The sequence below is a fragment of the Pseudomonas resinovorans NBRC 106553 genome (assembly GCF_000412695.1).
Lineage (GTDB): Bacteria > Pseudomonadota > Gammaproteobacteria > Pseudomonadales > Pseudomonadaceae > Metapseudomonas > Metapseudomonas resinovorans_A.
Genome location: NC_021499.1, coordinates 5,366,358 through 5,382,999 on the forward strand (window position 1 = coordinate 5,366,358; position 16,642 = coordinate 5,382,999).

The following is a 16,642-nucleotide window of genomic DNA, read 5'->3' on the forward strand; positions in this document are numbered from 1 at the left end:
CGAGGAAATTACATCACTCGACCTGCTTGCGACGACGCAGCTGGAGCAAGTATTGCACCGGGCCGGAGGCGGCGTAAGCCAGGAAGATCAACAGGAGGATACGCGGCGGATCACTGAAGACCACGGCGAAGGCCAGCACCACGATCAGGATGGCAACGAAGGGTACGCGTCCTTTCAGGTCCAGGTCCTTGAAGCTGTAGAACCTGATATTGCTCACCATCAGCATGCCGGCCAGGGCCACCAGCAGGGCGACGATGAACGACATGTTCGAGCCCTTGATGCCGAAATCACTGAAGGCCCAGACGGTACCGGCCACGACACCCGCCGCCGCCGGACTGGCGAGACCGATGAAGTAGCGTTTGTCCACCTTGCCGATCTGGGTGTTGAAGCGAGCCAGGCGCAGCGCCGCACCCGCCACATAGATGAAGGCCACGGTCAGGCCGACGCTGCCCAGCCCGCTCAAGGCCCACTCGAAGGCCAGCAAGGCGGGCGCCACACCGAAGGCGACCATGTCCGAAAGCGAGTCGTATTCGGCGCCGAACGCGCTCTGGGTGTTGGTGAGACGGGCCACGCGACCATCCAGGCTGTCCAGCACCATCGCGACGAAAATGGTCGCGGCGGCCACCGAGAAGTTGCCGTTCATAGCGTTGACTATGGCGTAGAAACCGGCAAACAGGTTGGCCGTGGTGAACAGGTTGGGGAGCAGATAGATACCGCGATGCCGAACCTTGCGCCCTTCCGCATCCTGGCCTTCCTCGACGTGTTCGTCGATCGGCAACAGGCTGTCATTGTCGGCTGGCTGATTCGGCTCTTCGGGACGTTCACTCATGAACAACATCCTTGCAACGATGTGGTGGGTAGCGCTGACTGCACCGCCCGGCAAACAGGCTTTATACCAGAACCCTGCAGCCATAACGAAAGAACGCGGCCGAGGCCGCGTTCTTTCTGGATCGAAAAGACCTTAGTTCTTGGTCTTGTCGACGATCTTGTTGGCGGAGATCCACGGCATCATCGCGCGCAGACGCTCGCCAACCTGCTCGATCGGGTGAGCAGCGTTGTTGCGGCGGTAGGCAGTCATCGAAGCATAGTTCGATGCGCCTTCCTGGATGAACATCTTGGCGTATTCGCCGTCCTGGATGCGCTTCAGAGCGTTGCGCATGGCCTGGCGGGATTCGGCGTTGATGACCTCCGGGCCGGTCACGTACTCGCCGTACTCGGCGTTGTTGGAGATCGAGTAGTTCATGTTGGCGATGCCGCCTTCGTACATGAGGTCAACGATCAGCTTCAGTTCGTGCAGGCACTCGAAGTAGGCCATTTCCGGCGCGTAGCCAGCTTCGACCAGGGTTTCGAAACCGGCTTTCACCAGCTCGACGCAACCGCCGCACAGAACGGCCTGCTCGCCGAACAGGTCGGTTTCGGTCTCGTCCTTGAAGGTGGTTTCAATGATGCCGGTACGGCCGCCGCCAACGCCGCAGGCGTAGGACAGAGCGACGTTCTTGGCATTGCCGGAAGCGTCCTGGTAGATGGCGACCAGGTCAGGGATGCCGCCGCCCTTGACGAACTCGGAGCGAACGGTGTGGCCCGGGGCCTTCGGCGCGATCATGATCACGTCGAGGTCAGCGCGCGGAACGACCTGGTTGTAGTGGATGGCGAAGCCGTGGGCGAAGGCCAGGGTGGCACCCTTCTTCAGATTCGGCTCGACTTCTTCCTTGTACAGCTTGGACTGGAACTCGTCCGGAGTCAGGATCATCACCAGGTCGGCGGCGGCAACGGCTTCCGGAACGCTCTTGACGGTCAGGCCATGGGCCTGGGCCTTGGCGACGGTGGCGGAGCCAGGACGCAGACCAACAGTCACGTCGACACCGGAATCTTTCAGGTTGCACGCGTGAGCGTGGCCCTGGGAGCCGTAACCGATGATGGCTACTTTCTTGCCCTGGATGATCGAGAGGTCACAGTCTTTGTCGTAATAAACTTTCATGTCACTGACTCTTTTATAGCGAATGGGATGGGGTGCTAGCACCGCGACATGGACACATTAAGCGATCCGATCCATTGCGTAAAATGATATATTCGCAACGCAACGTGCCGACAATCGAAACGATCATGGACAACCATTCCCTCAGGCTCTTTCTTTCCCTGGCAGACAACCTGCACTTCGGCAAGACCAGCCGCGAGCAGCATGTCAGCCCCTCGGCGCTCAGCCGCAGCATCAAGCAGCTCGAGGACGAACTTGGCGCACCCTTGTTCGTACGTGACAGTCGCTCGGTTCAGTTGACCCGCGAGGGCCAGCAGTTCCGCGAATACGCGAGCGAGGTCTTGAGCGGCTGGCATGCCATCCGCCAACGACTCATGCAGGACCAATTGGACCTGCACGGCGAGCTCTCCCTGTATTGCTCGGTAACGGCGAGCTACAGCTTCCTCTACGACATCCTGAGCAGCTTCCGCCAGGACTACCCGCGCATCGAAATGAAGCTGCACACCGGCGACCCCGCAAAGGCCGTCGAGCGGGTGCAGCAAGGACTGGAGGATCTCGCCATCGGCGCCCGCCCCGACAACCTGCCGGCCGGCGTCGACTTCCAGTCGATCACCCGCTCGGAGCTGCGCTTCATCGGCCCACGGTCACCTCAGCTGCTGACAGCGGAACAACTGAAGGAGCCCACGGCGCAAAGCTGGAAGGACGTGCCGATGATTCTCTCGGAAGAAGGCCTGGCCCGGACCCGGACCGACCGCTGGCTGAAAAGCCACGGCATCAAGCCGCGCATATATGCCCAGGTGAGCGGCAACGAGGCCATCGTCAGCATGGTGAGCCTGGGATTCGGAATCGGCGTGGTTCCGCAGATCGTGCTCGACAACAGCCCCCTGACCGAGCGCATCTGCATCTACGATATCCAGCCGCCATTGGCCGCCTACGACATCGGCCTGTTCGCCTTGGAAAAACGCCTCAAGGACCCACTGATCACAGCCTTCTGGAATCGCCGCCAGTAAAGTCCGGGCAATAAAAAACCCCGCACCAGGCGGGGTTTTTTAATGACCACGATCAGATGGTCAGTACTTTGTCGCCACGGGAAATCCCGGTGACGCCACTGCGTACGGTTTCCAGGATCGAGCTGGTGCCGACGGCCTGGATGAAGCTGTCCAGCTTGTCGCTGGTCCCCGCCAGCTGGATCGTGTAGACGCTGGACGTCACGTCGACGATCTGGCCGCGGAAGATGTCGGTGGTGCGCTTGACCTCGGCGCGCTGGGCGCCTGTGGCCTTGACCTTGACCAGCATCAGTTCGCGCTCGATGTGAGCACTCTCCGAGAGGTTCACCAGCTTGACCACTTCGATCAGCTTGTTGAGGTTCTTGGTGATCTGTTCGATCACTTCATCGTGGCCAACGGTGGTCAGGGTCAGACGCGACAGGGTCGGGTCTTCGGTCGGAGCCACGGTCAGGCTTTCGATGTTGTAGTTGCGCTGGGAGAACAGGCCGACCACACGGGACAGCGCGCCCGGCTCGTTTTCCAGCAGCAGGGAAATGATGTGTCGCATGTCAGGTACGCTCCGTCTTGCTCAGCCACATGTCGCGCATGGCGCCATCGCGAATCTGCATCGGGTAGACGTGCTCGCTGGAGTCCACCTGGATGTCGAGGAACACCAGACGGTTCTTCAGGGAGAACGCCTCTTCCATCTTCGCCTTCAGATCCTTCGGATCGGTCACGCGAATGCCGACGTGGCCATAGGCCTCGGCCAGCTTGACGAAGTCAGGCAGCGATTCCATGTAGGAGTGCGAGTAACGGCTGTTGTACTGCATGTCCTGCCATTGGCGGACCATGCCCAGCGCACCGTTGTTCAGGTTGATGATCTTCACCGGCAGGTCGTACTGCAGGCAGGTGGACAGCTCCTGGATGTTCATCTGGATACTGCCTTCACCGGTCACGCAGGCGACGTCGGTTTCCGGGAAGCTCAACTTGATGCCCATGGCCGCCGGGAAACCGAAGCCCATGGTGCCCAGGCCACCGGAGTTGATCCAGCGATTGGGCTTGTTGAAGCGGTAGTACTGCGCCGCGAACATCTGGTGCTGACCCACGTCGGAGGTGACGTAGGCATCGCCCTTGGTCACTTCCCAGAGGGTTTCGATCACGGTCTGCGGCTTGATGATGCTGCCGTCACCCTTGTCATAGGGGAACAGGTCACCACCGGCACGCCACTCGTCCATCTGCTTCCACCAGGCGGCGACGGTTTCCTTGTTCGGGGTCTCGCCGATTTCCTTGAGGATGGCGACCATCTCGGTCAGCACGCTGTCCACCGGGCCAACGATCGGGATGTCGGCCTTGATGGTCTTGGAGATCGACGCCGGGTCGATGTCGATATGGATGATCTTGGCGTTCGGGCAGAACTTGGCGGCACCGTTGATGACGCGGTCATCGAAACGCGCGCCCACGGCCAGGATCACGTCAGCGTGGTGCATGGCCAGGTTGGCGGTGTAGCTGCCGTGCATGCCGAGCATGCCGACGAACTGGCGGTCGGTACCCGGGAAGGCGCCCAACCCCATCAGGGTGTTGGTGACCGGCAGGTTGAGCATCTTCGCCAGCTCGGTGAGCTGCTCGGAAGCGTTGCCCATGATCACGCCGCCACCGGCGTACATGATCGGGCGCTTGGCGGCCAGCAGCATCTCGGCGGCCTTGCGGATCTGGCCGGAGTGGCCACGGACCGCGGGGCTGTAGGAGCGCAGCTTGACCTTCTTCGGGTAGCTGTATTCGAACTTCTGGGTCGGATCGCCCATGTCCTTCGGAATGTCGACGACAACCGGGCCGGGACGGCCGGACTGGGCAATGTAGAACGCCTTCTTGATCACCTCGGGGATTTCCGAGGGATGCTTGATGATGAAGCTGTGCTTCACGATCGGGCGGGAAATACCGACCATGTCGGTTTCCTGGAAGGCGTCGGTACCGACCATGTTGCTCGGCACCTGGCCAGACAGGATCACCATCGGAATGGAGTCCATGTAGGCGGTGGCGATGCCGGTGATGGCGTTGGTCGCACCGGGGCCGGAGGTCACCAAGACCACGCCGGGCTTGCCGGTGGCGCGGGCGTAGCCGTCAGCCATATGGGTAGCGGCCTGCTCATGACGGACCAGGACATGGGTCACGTCGCTCTCTTTGAACAGGGCATCGTAAATGTGCAGGAGGGCACCACCCGGGTACCCATAGATGTACTTAACGCCTTCGTCACGCAGCGAGCGGACGACCATTTCAGCGCCAGATAAGAGCTCCACGTTTTTCACCTCTAGAACGCCAGATAACCGCCCGCGACCGGACAGCCTGAATAGGTTTGCCTGCAATCAGCGCGTGAGCGACTGGTGGTCGCCGACTACGTCAGCTACTGACTGAACAAGCATTGGGTCGGCCCCTGAGAGTTGTTGCGGGGCTTTCCCACCCAGCGCGAGGTAACGCGTTGCGGGGGAGACAGGTCGGCGCGGGTATGCACCTCATCGACTGCTACAGCTTCCGACTTGCGGCCGGCCCACTGGAACAGCGAACCCTGGATTCTTCGGATTAGTGCGGTACAAGTCAAGTAATGAGTTGCGGAATATTGCGTTGATTGCTGTGATGCGTCGCAGGATCAAGGTCTGCGGCTTTTGGTTATAGTTACGCCAGGATTCTCGCAATCAGAAGGAAATCGCATGCAGCGCATGATTCTCGCCGGCAGCCTGCTGCTGGCCCTGAGCGCCTCCGCCATGGCCGGCCAGGTCTACAAGTGGGTGGACGCCCAGGGCGTTACCCACTTTGGCGCGCAGCCGCCCGACGGCCAGCAAGCCACCAGCGTGAACACGTCGGTGCCCCAGTCACGCCCGGATCTGCAGTCTCTCAGCAACGAACTGGCTCAGCCCCAGGAGCAGGCGCAACCCGCCGAACCGCTGCCGGAAGAAAAGCCGGTGGGCGACCAGAAGGCGATCGACAAGAAGGTGAAGGCGGACGTTGCCAGCCAGGAAGCCGAGCGCCGCAAGTACTGCGAAAACATCCGCACCAATCTCGCGCAGCTGCAGAACAACCCGCGTCTGCGCGCAGAGGTGGAAGGGGAAGTGCGTCGCCTGACCGAGGAAGAGCGCCAGTCCCGGATCAAGGAAGCCGAGAAGGCGATCGGTGACAACTGCAACTGAGGCCCAGCCTCAGTTCGCCCCGCCTATCAGTCGGTCGAAGGCGCCCAGTGCGTCGAGCAGCCGGCTCGCTTCGGTCTGCCGTTCCCGGTAGACCTCTTCAGCCATGGCACGAATGCCGGAGGCATGCGGCAGCTCAAGGTCATTCTCGATGATGACCTTCATGCGCGGCAGGAAAATCCACTGCAGCCATTGCTCGAAGGCCAGGGTGTCCACGCAGAAGGGAGTCTGGCTGGCCAGGGCCTCCGCGCTGGGTGCCTCATCGTCCCACCACCCCAGGCTCCGCAGCTCCCGCTCGATGAGCAGGAGCTGGTCGGCCACGTCCATGCAACGCGGGTCCATCAGAGATTGACCTTGGCTTTCTCACGCGCAAGCGCGGCGCCGGACGGATCGCCCTGGGTGTCGCGAGAACGCGCGATCAGCTCCCACAGGCTGGCCTGCAGGGCGGGACGACCATTGGCATAGGTCATGGCGCGACGGGCGAATTGCTCGGCCTGGGCCGCATCGCCCTGGGCCAGCCGCACTTCGGCCAGTCGATAGAGCACCTGCGGCTCGCGCGGCGCGATGCGCTGGGCACGCTCCAGGCTGGCCGCTGCACCGTTCAGATCGCCGCCACCCTGCTGTTGCTGGGCGGTGGTCAGCAGCGCCAGCACCGGACCATCGAGCTGCTCGTCGGCAGCCAGGCCGCCACTGGTGCTGGGAATGCCGCTCGGGGCGACGGGGGCCGGCGCGCTATAGCTCGGCGAGCCGTAGCTGGGCGCACCATAGGCAGGAGCCGTGGGTGCGCTGGTCGCCGGGCCGCTGGTAATGGGGCCGGGCGTGATACCGCCACTGGTGATGCTGCCGCTGATGGGCGCGCTGGAAGCCGGCGCGGCAATCGGCGCACCGGAACTGGCGCCGGGCACCATGACCACCACACCGGAGTCGGCGGGCACACTGCGCGGCGCGGCGGGCGCCCGATTGTAGCCACCGCCGGAGTTACCCTGTTCCAGTTCGGACAGGGGCGCGCCGGAATCGACCACGGGAATGGCGCCACGCTGCGGGGTGGAGCAGCCGGCCAGGAGGGCGGCTGCAGCAAGGGCGGGAATCCAGGCTTTACTCACGTTTGTTCCTCTCGGTTCATTGCGTCCAACCGCGAACCCAGTCCATTACCGAGTCCACGGGTGCGCCCAGGCCGCAAGGCGAGCCGGGGGCGGGTTCGCTGCCACGAATGTAGGGCATCTGGACCGCTCCGGAGCAGCTCGGGTCAGATCCCTGGCCACTGTGCGGGTCAATCCAGGCTTGTATCACGTTGTCCGGCATCGGCATGTCCAGCGGCAGTGGCTCGGCCTTGCGCATGAAGCTCGTCCAGACCTGCAGCGCGCCGGTGGCTCCGGTCAGCGGCGTCTTGCCGTTGTCGTCGCGCCCCAGCCATACCACCGCCAGCAGATCCTGGCTGAAGCCGGCGAACCAGCTATCGCGCGAATCGTTGGTGGTACCGGTCTTGCCCGCCAGGGTCAGGGACGATGGCAACTGGCTGTACACCGAACGCGCGGTACCTTCGCGCATCACCCGCTGCATGGCGTTCTGCACCAAGTAGATGGAACCCGGATCGAAACGCTGCTGAATCTGGAAGGGATAGCGCTTGAGCGGCTCACCCTCGGCGTTCAGTACGCTGCGGATACCCCGCAACGGCGTGTTGAAACCACCATTGGCCAGGGTCTGGTACATGGTCGCCACTTCCATCGGGCTCAGCGCGCCAGCGCCCAGGAGCATCGAGGGATAGGCCGGCCACTCACGGGAAACACCCAGCCGTTCAAGTGTTTTGAGCACATTGGGAACGCCCAGTTCCAGCCCCAGCTTGGCAGTCGACAAGTTGTAGGAGTTGGCCAGCCCCTGGTACAGGGGGATGGTGCCATGGGCGCGGCGATCATAGTTCTGCGGGCGCCATACCTGGCCGTCCTGCCCCTTCACCGAGAAGGGCTCGTCGACCACCCAACTGGTCAGTGTGAACTGGCTCGGGCGCTCCAGCGCGGTCAGGTAGATCGCCGGCTTGATCAGCGAGCCGATGGGGCGCACGGCGTCCACCGCGCGGTTGAAGCCGGCGAAGCGTGGCTGGCGGCTGCCGATCAGCGCCTGGATCTCGCCGGTTTCGGGGTTGCTGACGACCATGGCCGCTTCCACCTGGTCGACGCCCTTGCGCCCGTCCAGGCGCTTGAGGGTTTCGTTCAGGGCAGTTTCCGCCTTGGACTGCAGGATGGGGTCGAAGCTGGTGAAGATGCGCAGGCCTTCTTCGGTCAGGTCTTCCTCGCGGTAGTCCTCACGCAGCTGGCGCTTCACCAGGTCGAGGAACGCCGGATAGGAGCTGTCGGCCAGGCTGCCGCGCTGGGTCACGCCCAGCGGGCGCTGCTTCGCCGCGGTGGCTTCCGCGGGCGTCACCACGCCTTGCTCGGCCAGCAGGTCGATCACCAGGTTGCGGCGCTCCAGCGCGCGCTCCGGATAACGACGCGGGTTGTAGTAGGACGGTCCCTTGACCATGCCCACCAGCAAGGCGATCTGGTGCAGCTTCAGCTCCGCCAGGGGCTGGCTGAAGAAATACTGGCTGGCCAGGCCGAAGCCGTGGATGGCGCGCTGGCCGTCCTGGCCGAGGAACACCTCGTTGAGGTAAGCCTCGAGGATCTCGCGCTTGTCGTAGTGCAGCTCCAGCAGCACCGCCATCATGGCTTCGGTGGCCTTGCGGGAAATGCTGCGCTCGCTGGTCAGGTAGAAGTTCTTCACCAACTGCTGGGTTAGGGTACTGCCGCCCTGGCGCAGTTCACCGGCGGTCGCGTTGACCCAGAACGCCCGGGCGATGGACTTGAGGGACACGCCGTGGTGATTGAAGAACTCGCGGTCCTCCGTGGCCACCAGGGTTTCCACCATATAGGCCGGCACCTGGTCGAGCTTGATCAGCACGCGGTCTTCATGATGCGCGGGATACAGGCCGCCGATCAGCAACGGCTCGAGGCGAGCCACCGCCAGGTTGGCGCCGTTGGCCTGGGTCAGACCGGCGACGTAATCGCCGGAGAAACGCACGCGCACGCGCTGGGCGGGCTCCGCGCCTTCATAGAACTGGAAGCCGCGGGTGTTGAGTTCGACGTTGTTGCCGGAAACCGATGCGGCGCCCGGACCGTTGGACAGGCTCTCGCGGCGGTAGCCGAGGGCGTCCAGTTCCTTGAGGAAGTCATCCTTGGACAGCTTCAGGCCGGCGAACAGTTCCAATGGCCGGGCATAGACCTTGGCCGGGACCGTCCAGCGCTTGCCGGAGAACTTCTCCTGGACCACGGCATCGAGGTAGATGGCGAAGCCGGCCAGCACCACCAGGCCGACCAGGCCTAGCTTGAGGGCCCAGCCCAACCAGGGGCGAAGGCTGCTGGGACGGCGTTTAGAGCGGGATTTGGGGGATCGGGGACGTGTCATGGCGGCGCATTATACGCACTTTATCCACAGCCAACAGGCGCGCCCTGACGGTTTGCAGCCTGGCCCACAGAGGCGATAATGCCGACCTTTTACTGCGACAGAACAAGGAAAGCCCGTGAGCCAGTCCCTGATAGCCGCCCTGCAGAACCCCGCTCTCTATCCGCACCCGGTAGAGGGGTTCCAGGTGATCGAGACGCACATCTCCTGGGTACTGCTGACCGGCAGCTACGTCTACAAGGTGAAGAAGCCAGTGAACTTCGGCTTCCTCGACTTCACCGACCTCGACCAGCGCCGGCACTTCTGCGAGGAAGAGCTGCGCCTCAACCAGCGCCTCACCCGCGACCTTTATCTGGAAGTGCTCCCGATCAGCGGTAGCCACGAGGCGCCGCAGATCGGCGGAGAAGGCCCGGCCATCGAATATGTGCTGAAGATGCGCCAGTTCCCCCAGGAAAACCTGCTCAGTGCCGTGCAGGCCCGCGGCGAGCTCACCCCCGCCCATATCGACGAGCTGGCCGAACGCATCGCCAGCTTCCACCTGGCTGCGCCCAAGGTTGCCGTCGAGCACCCGCTGGGCACCGCGGATGCGGTGATGATGCCGGTACGGCAGAACTTCGAGCAGATCCGCCCGCTGATCGGCGAGAAAGCCGACCTGCAGCAGCTGGAGGCCCTGGAGGCCTGGGCCGAAAGCAGCCATGAGCGTCTCGAACCGCTGCTGGCCAAGCGCAAGCAGCAAGGCTTCATCCGCGAATGCCACGGCGACATCCACCTCGGCAACGCCACCCTGATCGACGGCGAAGTGGTGCTGTTCGACTGCATCGAGTTCAACGAGCCGTTCCGCTTCACCGACGTCTACGCCGACATCGCGTTCATCGCCATGGACCTCGAAGACCGCGGCCTCAAGTCCCTCTCCCGACGCCTGGTCAGCCAGTACCTGGAGCACACCGGCGACTACGAGGGCCTGGAACTGCTCAACTTCTACAAGGCCTACCGTGCCCTGGTACGTGCCAAGATCGCCCTCTTCAGCCTCGCCCACCAATCCGACGCGGTGCAGAAGGCGGCCACCCTGCGGCAGTACCGCAACTATGCCGGTCTCGCGGAAAGCTACAGCGCCATCCCCTCGCCCTTCCTGGTCATCACCCATGGCGTCTCCGCCTCGGGCAAGAGCCAGGTGGCCCTGCGCCTGGTGGAAGCCCTCGGCTGTGTGCGCCTGCGCTCGGACGTCGAGCGCAAGCGCCTGTTCGGCGAACAGCAACAGGCTGCGCAAGGGTTGCAGGAGGGCATCTACAACGCCGACGCCAGCGCCGCCACCTATGCACGCCTGAACCAGCTGGCGGCTGCGGTCCTCCATGCGGGCTTCCCGGTGGTGATCGACGCCACCTTCCTCAAGCAGGAACAGCGCAAGGCCGCGCGCAAGGTGGCGGAAGAGACCGGAACCCCCTTCCTGATCCTCGACTGCCATGCACCGGAAGCGGTGATCGAGGCCTGGCTGGCACAGCGCCAGGCCCAGGGCGGCGACCCGTCCGACGCCACCATGGAAGTGGTACGCGCGCAACTGGCCACCCGCGAGCCCCTGGATGCCGGCGAGCAGGCCCGGAGCAAGCGCATCGACACCGACCAGGCGGCCAGCCTGGACGGCCTGGTGGAGCACATCCGCCAACACCTGCCGAGCGTCTGAGCCCTCCCCCTCCGCGCCGGGCAACATCCGGCGCGGCTTCTATACTGCCGGCTGAGCAAGGCTCAACCGTGCAGCCAGAGTCGGCACCCTTTCCAGGGCCCTGCCCTATCGCATCTGCAGTGATCGTTATCCGTGCATGGAACGCACGAGGATTGAGCGATAGCACAAGGCCACACACCTGTATGGCCGCTACACTTATCCACAGCCCCGCCCCTCTCGCGCCCGAACATCGCAAGGAGGCTCGATGAACGATGAACTGCAACACATGAAGAACCTCGGCAAGACCTCGGCCCAATGGCTGCACGCCGTCGGCATACACAGTGCCTCGGACCTGCGCCGGTTCGGTGCGGTCGGCGCCTACAAGGCCGTACGCGCCCGTGGGTTCAGGGCCTCGAAGGTATTGCTGTACGCCATCGAGGGCGCCCTGCTCGATGTGCACTGGAACGACCTGACACCCGGCCACAAGGCGGAGCTGAACCACCAGCTGGATACTCCGGTCGCCCACAACAAGAGCTAGCTCACAACCTCCACCAAGAGAGATTTACGAGCCAGGCGCAGGACCCTATTGTTTCAGGGACCTTCGTGCGTCACGCCATTCCAGTCAGTTCAAGGAATTACTGCCATGTACCTACTCGGGGAGCAACCGGCCTACGCCGATCAGCTGATCAACAGACTGCAAAGCATCCCCGGGCAGTTGCTCGACGGGCTGGAACCCAGCGGCCCCGCAGTGCGCCTCGACCAGGTGGACGACCTGGCGCCGCAGTTGCCAGGCAACCAGCTGTACCTGATCGAGAACGGCCTGCTGCACGCCATTGTCGACGAGCGTCCGCTGTTCTACCTGCAGGAAGGCGACCTGGTGGGGCTTCGCCAGGGCATCGACCTGCCGTCCTGCCGCTACAGCAGCGACGAGCCCATCAGCCTGCTGCCATTCAACCGCAGCGAAGTGTTCTCCCACATCTACGGCAACGAGAAGCGCCAGGAGCTGTTCATCCAGTACCTGGTCGGCCACACCGCCCTGCTCTCGGACGCCGTGGCACGCCTGAAACAACCGGACGTGCGTCCCTCCACCGGATTCCAGCACTTCGCCGCCGACGAGGAACTGATCCATCAGGGCGACGAGGCCGACCACGTGTTCATCATCATCGAGGGGCACGCCGAGGCCTACGTCGATGGGCAGAAGGTCGGCGACGTGCAGAAGGACGAGATCTTCGGCGCCATGGCGGTCTTCACCCGGGAGCGCCGTAGCGCCACGGTGGTCGCCAGCGAGCCCTGCACCGTGATGGTGATTCCCAAGGAGCAGTTCCTCAGCCTCATGCAGAGCAATCCGCGCATCGCCCACAGCCTGATCGAGAGCATGGCGCGACGCATCGACCTGCTGAACAAGGAAGTCACCCAGCTCAGGCTGTCACCCGACAGGACCTGAACCCAACAAAAAACCCCGGCGCCAGGCCGGGGTTTTCGTATCTGCGATGAGGAAAGATCAGCCCGCGCAGAAAAATTCGCGCCGACGCTTGACTCGAAAATGATAATCGTTATTATTCACACAACTGGTCGCGAGATCAGCCGGTAAGCTGAGATTCCAAGCAGTCGGACTCTTCAGATTATCTCCTCATCAGGCTAATCACGGTTTCGACCCGGCTAATCGCCGGGTCTTTTTTTGCCCGCGATTCAGCGGGCCCGGACACCGGGCCCGCCAGTGCCTCAGCGCGCAGGCGCCATCTTCTCGCGCATACCGGCGCAGTGATCGATGGGCGCCAGCGCGGCGGTGTACCAGACATAGTCAGCGCTACCCCGCTCCACCGGCTTGCCCACTTCGGACAGGATCAGCACCACATTCCCCTCGGCCTTGCCCAGGTCCGCCAGGTGCAGCGGTACGCCCAGGTCGCGGCGCACATGGTAGGCGCCGGCGAACAGCATGGCCGGTGCAGGCGCGGCCAGCAGCCGTTCGGCCATGCGCCGGTCCCGCTGCTGTTGCACCGCCAGCATCGCCGGCATCTGCGACTCGGGCAGCATGCCGCAATGGGACTCGCGGATCTGCTCCAGCAACGGGCCACGCACCGCTTCGGTGGTGGACAGCTTGCCTTGCAGCGTCGGGCGCTCCATGTAGATGCGCTTGATCTCGCTGCGGTCGAGGTTGGCCGCCAGCAACGGGTATGGCTGGGCCAGCGCGTGGCGCACGATCGGGCCGTAGAGCGCCCAGTCCCAGTTCTTCTGCCAGGCCAATGCCGCAGGCAGGTCCGCCGGCAGCGGCCCGTTGCGCGCGGCGTCCACCTTGGCCTGTTGCACCGGCTCGAGCATCTCCAGCAGCAGGCTGCCCTGGCTGCGGCGGGCCTCCAGTGCCTGCAGCAGCCAGAGCTGCAGGGCATGGTGGTCCGGATTGTCGTGTTGTTCACCGACCAGCACCCGAGGCTCGGCCGCGAGTCGTTCCACCAACTGCGCCGGGGTGAGCTGTTCGCCACTGCGCAGGTCGCGGATCACGCCCAGCTCAGGGTTGTCATGGCCTTCCGGGCTTTGCCAGGCGGGCGGTGGCGGCAGGCTCTGGCAGGCGGCCAGCAGGCCGAAGAGGGAAAGAAGAAGAAAACGCATGGGAAATCCTTGTTCGATCAACGGGCGACTATCAATGGATGGCCTCGCTCGGGATGGCGCTGCACCAGCACCTCCAGGCCGAATACGGCCTTGAGCGGCTCGGCCTGCAGCACTTGCTCCGGCGCGCCCAGCACATGGGGTCGGCCATCGGCGAGCAGCAACAGGCGATCGCAGTAACGCGCAGCCAGGTTCAGGTCATGCAGGATCACCAGCACCGCCACTCCGCGTTCGGCGAAGGTGCGCACCGCCTGCAAGGTGGTGTGCTGGTGCAGGGGGTCGAGCATGGAGGTGGGTTCGTCCAGCAGCAGGGCCTGCCCGGCATCCCCGGGCCAGAGCTGCGCCAGCACCCGCGCCAGGTGGACACGCTGGCGCTCGCCACCGGACAGCGCCAGATAGCTGCGCCCGGCCAGGTGGCTGGCATCCGCCGCCTCCAGCGCTGCGGCGACTACCTCGGCGTCCCGCTCGCGGCCGGTGTCGTGGGGCATGCGGCCCATGGCCACGACTTCTTCCACGCGGAAGCCGAAGCTCAGGGTCGAACTCTGCGGCAGTACGGCCAGGCGCCGTGCCCGCTGCGGGCCGTTCCAGTCGTCCAGGGCACGCCCATCCAGACTGATCCGGCCTGCCGCGGCCGCCACCTCGCCGCACAAGGCCCCCAGCAAGGTGCTCTTGCCCGCGCCATTGGGGCCTAGTACGCCGAGCACTTCGCCGGGTCGCAACTCCAGGTCGATGCCGGCGAGCACCTGCTTGCCGCCGCGCAGCACATCCAGTTGTTCCACGCGCAGCATCAGGGGCGACCTCGCACCAGCAGGTAAAGGAAGAAAGGGGCGCCGATCAGCGCGGTGACAATGCCGATGGGCAGTTCCGCCGGTGCCATCACCAGGCGGGCGACCAGGTCGGCCAGCAGCATCAGGCTGGCACCGGCCAAGGCCGACGCCGGCAACAGGACCCGATGGTCCGGACCGGCAACCAGGCGCACCAGATGCGGCACCACCAGGCCGATGAAGCCGATCAGCCCCGCCGCCGCCACCGCCGCCCCCACGCCGAGGGCGGTGCAGAACACCAGCTCGCGCTTCAACCGCTCGATGTCGAAGCCCAGGTGACGCGCCTCCGACTCCCCCAGCAACAACGCATTCAGCGCCTTGGCCCGACGCGGCAACCAGACGGCCACCGCCAGGGTGACGATCAGCAACGGCCAGAGCCGCGCGTAGCTGGCACCGTTGAGGCTGCCCATGTTCCAGAAGGTCAGGCTGCGCAGGGTGGCGTCGTCGGCCAGATAGGTGAATAGGCCGATCACCGCGCCCGCCAGGGCGGTCAGGGCGATGCCGGCAAGCAGCATGGTCGCCACGCTGGTCTGGCCGTCGCGACGTCCCAGGCGGTAGACCAGCACGGTCACCCCCAGGCCACCGGCGAAGGCGCAGATGGACAACAGATAGGGCGCGAAGGCTTCCGGTAGGCCGCCCAACGAGGCGCCGCCGACGATCGCGACGGCACCGCCCAAGGCGGCGCCACTGGAAACCCCCACCAGACCGGGATCGGCCAGCGGGTTGCGGAACAACCCCTGCATGGCGACGCCGGACAGCGCCAGCACCGCGCCCACCGCCAACCCGAGCAGGGTACGCGGCAGGCGGATCTGGCCAAGGATCAGCTCAGCCTGTTCCAGGCCTTCGCCGGAGAACGGCAGCCCGGCCAGACGCAGTGCCGCACGCAGGGTCTCACCCAGCGGCAGGCTCACCGGCCCAAGCGCCAGGGACAGCCAGAGCGCCAGCAACAGCAGGGCGCCCAATGCAATGAACAGTGGGCGGGATTGAACGGACGCGATCATGGCTGGCTCGGGCTTTTCTCGGTCAGGGCCGGAGCCGAAGGATAGAAGCCCCGGGCCAACGCGGCCATGCCCTCGGGCAGGCGCGGACCAAGCCCGCCCACCAGCAAGGTCGGGTCCACACTCAGCAAGCGGCCTTCACGGGCGGCGCGGGTCGCGGCCAGCGCGGGGTTCTGCTTGAGCAGCGCCTCACGGGCGGCGTCGCCTTCCAGGCGGCGATCGGCGATCACCACCACGTCCGGATCCAGGGCCGCCAGGGCTTCGTTGGAAATGGCCTTGTAGCCTTGGTGATCGGTCAGGTTGCGCCCACCGGCACGCTCGATCAGCCAGGTGGCCGCGGTGTCCTTGCCGGCCGCCAGCGGGCTGCTGCCGGAGTGGCCGAGCAGGAACAGCACCTTGGGCGCCTGCTGAGTCCGCTGCACCTTGGCGACCCAGTCGGCCTGGCGCTGCAGGCGCTGGCGGTAGTCGGCGATGGCCTTGCTGGCGCGCGCCTCGGCGCCGAGCAAGGTGCCGATCAGGGTGAGGTTCTTCTCCAGGGTGGCCAGGTCGGCCGTGGACGCCAGGCGCTCGACCCGCACGCCGGCCGCGCTGATTTGCGCCAGCACCGGCGGCGGCCCCATCTCCTCGGTGCCCAGCAGGATGTCCGGGCGCAGCGAGAGGATGCCTTCGGCCGCGAGTTGACGCTGGTAGCCGACGCTGGGCAACGCCTTCAACGACTCGGGGTGCTGGCTGGTGGTATCCACACCCACCAGTTTGTCCTGCCCACCCAACACCACGACCCATTCGCTGAGCGAACCGCCGGCACTGACCCAACGCTGGGGAAGGGGCTCGACGGCGGCGGCCGAATGGGAAAACAGAATGCCCGCGCACAGGCTGGCCAGACCGACAACTAGACGCATCGAAAACAACTCCATCGCGGAATGCGGGAAACGCCAACGCCCTGCTCTCACAGGGCGCTGGCCTGGATCGGGGCGCATCGCGCCCCTT

16 protein-coding genes are annotated in these 16,642 nt (G+C 64.7%); 5 read left to right on the plus strand and 11 right to left on the minus strand.

Going from position 1 to position 16,642, the window contains the following annotated elements; translation table 11 throughout:
• Positions 1-13: 13 nt before the first annotated feature.
• Both pssA and ilvC read right to left on the minus strand, forming a co-directional pair.
• Positions 14-829 (minus strand): CDP-diacylglycerol--serine O-phosphatidyltransferase, encoded by an 816-nt coding sequence (pssA, locus tag PCA10_RS24215; protein ID WP_016494720.1) that lies wholly within the window; start codon positions 827-829, stop codon positions 14-16.
• A 132-nt stretch (positions 830-961) separates the two neighbouring features.
• Positions 962-1,978 (minus strand): ketol-acid reductoisomerase, encoded by a 1,017-nt coding sequence (gene ilvC / locus PCA10_RS24220; RefSeq protein WP_016494721.1) that lies wholly within the window; start codon positions 1,976-1,978, stop codon positions 962-964.
• 125 nt (positions 1,979-2,103) lie between these two features.
• Here ilvC and ilvY point away from each other — a divergent pair, with 125 nt between their 5' ends.
• On the plus strand, positions 2,104-2,985 hold the full coding sequence (gene ilvY / locus PCA10_RS24225; protein ID WP_016494722.1) for an HTH-type transcriptional activator IlvY: 882 nt from the start codon (positions 2,104-2,106) through the stop codon (positions 2,983-2,985).
• Between the two features lie 52 nt (positions 2,986-3,037).
• Here ilvY and ilvN read toward each other — a convergent pair whose 3' ends face one another.
• Together ilvN and PCA10_RS24235 are read right to left on the minus strand one after the other, a co-directional pair.
• Positions 3,038-3,529 carry an acetolactate synthase small subunit gene (gene ilvN, locus PCA10_RS24230; protein ID WP_016494723.1) on the minus strand — a complete coding sequence of 164 codons (492 nt, stop codon included), beginning with the start codon at positions 3,527-3,529 and terminating at the stop codon, positions 3,038-3,040.
• 1 nt (position 3,530) lies between these two features.
• A complete protein-coding gene (locus tag PCA10_RS24235) occupies positions 3,531-5,255 on the minus strand; it encodes an acetolactate synthase 3 large subunit (RefSeq protein WP_041770430.1) in 1,725 nt (574 codons plus the stop codon).
• A 408-nt stretch (positions 5,256-5,663) separates the two neighbouring features.
• On the opposite strand from PCA10_RS24235, the gene PCA10_RS24240 reads away from it, so the two are divergent.
• Positions 5,664-6,140: a DUF4124 domain-containing protein gene (locus tag PCA10_RS24240; RefSeq protein WP_016494725.1), complete on the plus strand. Its 477-nt coding sequence runs from the start codon at positions 5,664-5,666 to the stop codon at positions 6,138-6,140.
• A 9-nt stretch (positions 6,141-6,149) separates the two neighbouring features.
• Here the strand turns inward: PCA10_RS24240 and PCA10_RS24245 are convergent, their stop codons facing one another.
• Genes PCA10_RS24245 through mrcB form a run of 3 tightly spaced genes read right to left on the minus strand, consistent with a single transcriptional unit; the run spans position 6,150 to position 9,575 of the window.
• Complete coding sequence (locus tag PCA10_RS24245) at positions 6,150-6,479, minus strand: YqcC family protein (RefSeq protein ID WP_016494726.1); 330 nt, start codon at positions 6,477-6,479, stop codon at positions 6,150-6,152.
• Positions 6,479-7,240, minus strand: coding sequence for a tetratricopeptide repeat protein (locus PCA10_RS24250; RefSeq protein WP_016494727.1), 762 nt, complete (start codon positions 7,238-7,240; stop codon positions 6,479-6,481). Before PCA10_RS24250 ends, PCA10_RS24245 begins: the two co-directional genes overlap by 1 nt.
• Before the next feature lie 16 nt (positions 7,241-7,256).
• Positions 7,257-9,575, minus strand: a complete 2,319-nt coding sequence (gene mrcB / locus PCA10_RS24255; RefSeq protein ID WP_041770431.1) for a penicillin-binding protein 1B — start codon at positions 9,573-9,575, stop codon at positions 7,257-7,259.
• Positions 9,576-9,690: 115 nt separating this feature from the next.
• Between mrcB and PCA10_RS24260 the strand changes: the two genes are divergently transcribed.
• The 3 genes from PCA10_RS24260 (at position 9,691) to PCA10_RS24270 (ending at position 12,673) form a co-directional block, all read left to right on the plus strand.
• The gene (locus PCA10_RS24260) at positions 9,691-11,250 is read left to right on the plus strand and encodes a bifunctional aminoglycoside phosphotransferase/ATP-binding protein (RefSeq protein ID WP_016494729.1); all 1,560 of its coding nucleotides are present in this window, start codon (positions 9,691-9,693) and stop codon (positions 11,248-11,250) included.
• A 244-nt stretch (positions 11,251-11,494) separates the two neighbouring features.
• Positions 11,495-11,767: a TfoX/Sxy family protein gene (locus PCA10_RS24265; RefSeq protein WP_016494730.1), complete on the plus strand. Its 273-nt coding sequence runs from the start codon at positions 11,495-11,497 to the stop codon at positions 11,765-11,767.
• Between the two features lie 105 nt (positions 11,768-11,872).
• A complete protein-coding gene (locus tag PCA10_RS24270; protein ID WP_016494731.1) occupies positions 11,873-12,673 on the plus strand; it encodes a cyclic nucleotide-binding domain-containing protein in 801 nt (266 codons plus the stop codon).
• Between the two features lie 278 nt (positions 12,674-12,951).
• On the opposite strand, the gene PCA10_RS24275 is transcribed toward PCA10_RS24270, so the two are convergent.
• Genes PCA10_RS24275 through PCA10_RS24290 form a run of 4 tightly spaced genes read right to left on the minus strand, consistent with a single transcriptional unit; the run spans position 12,952 to position 16,554 of the window.
• Positions 12,952-13,836 (minus strand): ChaN family lipoprotein, encoded by an 885-nt coding sequence (locus tag PCA10_RS24275; RefSeq protein WP_016494732.1) that lies wholly within the window; start codon positions 13,834-13,836, stop codon positions 12,952-12,954.
• Positions 13,837-13,853: 17 nt separating this feature from the next.
• Positions 13,854-14,621, minus strand: coding sequence for a heme ABC transporter ATP-binding protein (locus tag PCA10_RS24280; protein WP_016494733.1), 768 nt, complete (start codon positions 14,619-14,621; stop codon positions 13,854-13,856).
• Positions 14,621-15,658, minus strand: a complete 1,038-nt coding sequence (locus PCA10_RS24285) for a FecCD family ABC transporter permease (protein WP_016494734.1) — start codon at positions 15,656-15,658, stop codon at positions 14,621-14,623. The genes PCA10_RS24280 and PCA10_RS24285 overlap by 1 nt, the downstream gene beginning before the upstream one ends.
• Complete coding sequence (locus PCA10_RS24290) at positions 15,655-16,554, minus strand: heme/hemin ABC transporter substrate-binding protein (RefSeq protein ID WP_016494735.1); 900 nt, start codon at positions 16,552-16,554, stop codon at positions 15,655-15,657. The genes PCA10_RS24285 and PCA10_RS24290 overlap by 4 nt, the downstream gene beginning before the upstream one ends.
• Positions 16,555-16,642: the final 88 nt, after the last annotated feature.

What these genes read in the sequence shown, in the direction of transcription:
- pssA (WP_016494720.1), bottom strand. Translation starts at nt 829, where the DNA reads ATGAGTGAACGTCCCGAAGAGCCGAATCAGCCAGCCGACAATGACAGC.
- ilvC (WP_016494721.1), bottom strand. Translation starts at nt 1,978, where the DNA reads ATGAAAGTTTATTACGACAAAGACTGTGACCTCTCGATCATCCAGGGC.
- ilvY (WP_016494722.1), top strand. Translation starts at nt 2,104, where the DNA reads ATGGACAACCATTCCCTCAGGCTCTTTCTTTCCCTGGCAGACAACCTG.
- ilvN (WP_016494723.1), bottom strand. Translation starts at nt 3,529, where the DNA reads ATGCGACACATCATTTCCCTGCTGCTGGAAAACGAGCCGGGCGCGCTG.
- PCA10_RS24240 (WP_016494725.1), top strand. Translation starts at nt 5,664, where the DNA reads ATGCAGCGCATGATTCTCGCCGGCAGCCTGCTGCTGGCCCTGAGCGCC.
- PCA10_RS24245 (WP_016494726.1), bottom strand. Translation starts at nt 6,479, where the DNA reads ATGGACCCGCGTTGCATGGACGTGGCCGACCAGCTCCTGCTCATCGAG.
- mrcB (WP_041770431.1), bottom strand. Translation starts at nt 9,575, where the DNA reads ATGACACGTCCCCGATCCCCCAAATCCCGCTCTAAACGCCGTCCCAGC.
- PCA10_RS24265 (WP_016494730.1), top strand. Translation starts at nt 11,495, where the DNA reads ATGAACGATGAACTGCAACACATGAAGAACCTCGGCAAGACCTCGGCC.
- PCA10_RS24270 (WP_016494731.1), top strand. Translation starts at nt 11,873, where the DNA reads ATGTACCTACTCGGGGAGCAACCGGCCTACGCCGATCAGCTGATCAAC.
- PCA10_RS24275 (WP_016494732.1), bottom strand. Translation starts at nt 13,836, where the DNA reads ATGCGTTTTCTTCTTCTTTCCCTCTTCGGCCTGCTGGCCGCCTGCCAG.
- PCA10_RS24280 (WP_016494733.1), bottom strand. Translation starts at nt 14,621, where the DNA reads ATGCTGCGCGTGGAACAACTGGATGTGCTGCGCGGCGGCAAGCAGGTG.
- PCA10_RS24285 (WP_016494734.1), bottom strand. Translation starts at nt 15,658, where the DNA reads ATGATCGCGTCCGTTCAATCCCGCCCACTGTTCATTGCATTGGGCGCC.
- PCA10_RS24290 (WP_016494735.1), bottom strand. Translation starts at nt 16,554, where the DNA reads ATGCGTCTAGTTGTCGGTCTGGCCAGCCTGTGCGCGGGCATTCTGTTT.